Origin of the sequence: Promicromonospora citrea, assembly GCF_013004695.1 — a bacterium.
Classification (GTDB): Bacteria; Actinomycetota; Actinomycetes; order Actinomycetales; family Cellulomonadaceae; genus Promicromonospora; species Promicromonospora citrea.
In genome coordinates, this window is record NZ_JABEMG010000253.1 from 1 (window position 1) to 2,514 (window position 2,514).

The window sequence follows — 2,514 nt, forward strand, 5'->3', positions numbered from 1 at the left end:
GACGCCCGCGCCCGTGTTCCAGCAGCCGGTGCTCCCGCCGCCGGTCCCGGCCGGGCCCCGGGAGTACCCGCAGGCGCTGCGCGGGCCGCGGCACCGGTGGTGGCGGCCGGTGCTCGGCCTGGCGACGCTCCTGGCGGGGGTCGGCGCCGCCGCGGGGCTGATCCTCGTGGCGACGCTCGGCCTGGTCGTCGCGCAGGTGGTGGGGCTCGACCTCGGCGACCCGGCGACCGACGAGTTCCTCGTCAGCCCCGCCGGCATGCTGCTGACCAACCTCGCGCTCGCGCTGGGCATCCCCGCGGCAATCCTGGCGACCCTCGTGCAGGCCGGCCGCCCGGGCCTCGTGACGTCCGTCGTGGGCCGGGTGCGCCGGCGCCTGCTGTTCGGCGGGCTCGGGCTGTCGCTGGTCCTCCTCCTGCCGCTGACCCTGGCGGGCAGCCTGCTCGTCTCCGCCCTGGGCCTCGGCAGCGAGCCCGCCGGGGGCGACGACGCGCTCTGGCCCCTGACCCCCGCCGCGAGCTGGCTCGCGCTCGCCGTCGTGGTGCTGCTGACCACGCCGCTGCAGGCCGCGGGGGAGGAGTACTTCTTCCGCGGCTGGGCGACGCAGTGGCTCGGCAGCATGCTGCGGTGGCGCTGGGTCGCCCTCGTGCTGCCCGCCGTCGTGACGGCGGTCCTGTTCGCGATGGCGCACGGCTCGCAGAGCCCCTGGCTGTTCGCCGACCGGCTCGTGTTCGGCCTGGTCGCGAGCCTGCTGGTGTGGCGTGCGGGCGGGCTGGAGCTCGCCGTCGCGATGCACGCGGCGAACAACCTCGTGGCGTTCGGCTTCGCCATCGCCTACGACGGGCTGGCCGACTCGCTGCTCGTCACCGAGGTGACACCGGCCGAGGGCGCGGTGAGCATCGCGGGGACGGTGGTGACGGCCGCGGTGCTGCTCTGGTGGGCGCGTCGCCAGCGGCCGGCGGTGCTCGTGCCGGGCGACGTCCGTCGCGATGCCCGACCTGATGCCCGACCTGATGTCCGAGCCGAGGAGGTGGCCGCGTGATCGAGGGCGTGCTGTTCGACGTCGACGACACGCTCGTCGACACCAAGGGCGCCTTCGCCGTGGCGCTCGAGGCGATCCGGGCGGAGTACCTGCCGCACGTCCCACCCGAGCGCGGCCAGGAGATCCTGTCGCACTGGCGCACCGACCCGGGTGGCTTCTACCGCCGCTACACCCGCGGCGAGATGGACCACGACACGCAGCGCCTGCACCGGGCCGAGCTGCTGCACGAGACCTTCGGCGGCCGGCCCGTGACCGAGGAGGGCTTCGCGGCCTGGGACGAGATCTTCTGGGGCACCTTCGAGAGGTCCTGGACCGCGCACGACGACGCCCGGGCGGCCGTCGACGCCGTGCTCGCCGCGGGGCTGCGCGCCGGGGTGGTGACGAACGCCGCCGCCGCGCTGCAGGAGCGCAAGCTGAAGCTCGCCGGGCTGGCCGACCTGCCGGTGCTGGTCGGCGTCGACACGCTCGGCTTCGGCAAGCCCGACCCGCGGGTGTTCCTCGAGGGTGCGCGCCTGCTGGGCACCGACCCGGCGCGGACGGCGTACGTGGGCGACGAGCCCACCGTCGACGCGCTGGCGGCCCACGAGGCGGGCCTGACGGGCGTGTGGATCGACCGGGCCGGGCACCGGCGCGGGCCCGGCTACGGCGGCCCCACGCTGCCGGGTCGCACCGACGGGGACTCCCAGGACCCGGACGCCCTGCGCGCCGCCGGGGTGGTGGTCGTGGAGACGCTGGACGAGCTCCCGGCCGCGCTCGGCTACGGCCAGGACGTGGGGTGACGGAGGGCACGCCGATCCCGTTTGGCGCACCGTCCGAGGTCAGGTAATGTTCTCCAGCGGTAAGGCCTCCACGGGAAGCCTGTCAGGGACAGGTGCATCGCGAGGCTGAAACCCCCATGGGGTATGGTGTAATTGGCAGCACGAGTGATTCTGGTTCACTTAGTCTAGGTTCGAGTCCTGGTACCCCAGCGCACGTCAGCAGTACGGCAGTAACAGTTCAGGCCCCCATCGTCTAGCGGCCTAGGACGCCGCCCTCTCACGGCGGTAACGCGGGTTCAAATCCCGCTGGGGGTACGCAGGTCTTCCGGCTCCGGCCGGTGGATCAGTTCAGGCCCCCATCGTCTAGCGGCCTAGGACGTCGCCCTCTCACGGCGGTAACGCGGGTTCAAATCCCGCTGGGGGTACAGAAGAAAGGCCCGGTCTCACGCGGACCGGGCCTTTCTTGTGTCCTGGTGCCGGTGGTTCGGCCCCGGCGTGCTCGAGGTCCCCGCGGCAGCCCGTCAGGGGAGCTTCGGGTCGTTGCCCTCGATGAATGGCTTCGGGCGGAGCTCGTCGTCGTCCACCGTGGCGGTGGGGCCGCCCGGGACGTGGCCGCCCTGGCCGCCGTCGGAGGGGCGGGCGCGGGGCGTCGGGGGCTCGTCGGTCGGCGCTGCCGGTGTGCTCGTCGCCGCCCCGCCCGGTGCGGCCGGGCTGCCC

General features: G+C 74.2%; 3 protein-coding genes and 3 tRNA genes. 5 read left to right on the plus strand and 1 reads right to left on the minus strand.

Translation table 11 applies throughout. From position 1 onward, the window contains the following. The 5 genes from HLB15_RS23270 to HLB15_RS23290 all read left to right on the plus strand — a co-directional run. Positions 1 to 1,039 (plus strand): CPBP family intramembrane glutamic endopeptidase (locus HLB15_RS23270; RefSeq protein WP_212760278.1); only part of this gene is annotated, 1,039 nt, incomplete at its 5' end. Beyond that, a complete protein-coding gene (locus HLB15_RS23275; protein ID WP_171109113.1) occupies positions 1,036 to 1,818 on the plus strand; it encodes an HAD family hydrolase in 783 nt (260 codons plus the stop codon). The genes HLB15_RS23270 and HLB15_RS23275, both read left to right, overlap by 4 nt. Before the next feature lie 117 nt (positions 1,819 to 1,935). After that, a tRNA-Gln gene (locus HLB15_RS23280) sits at positions 1,936 to 2,007 on the plus strand. A 32-nt stretch (positions 2,008 to 2,039) separates the two neighbouring features. Next, positions 2,040 to 2,112: transfer RNA gene (locus tag HLB15_RS23285), tRNA-Glu, on the plus strand. Between the two features lie 37 nt (positions 2,113 to 2,149). Continuing rightward, positions 2,150 to 2,222 (plus strand) — tRNA-Glu (locus tag HLB15_RS23290). Positions 2,223 to 2,318: 96 nt separating this feature from the next. Here HLB15_RS23290 and HLB15_RS23295 read toward each other — a convergent pair. Next, a partial coding sequence (locus HLB15_RS23295) for a hypothetical protein (RefSeq protein WP_212760279.1) occupies positions 2,319 to 2,514 on the minus strand: 196 nt, incomplete at its 5' end.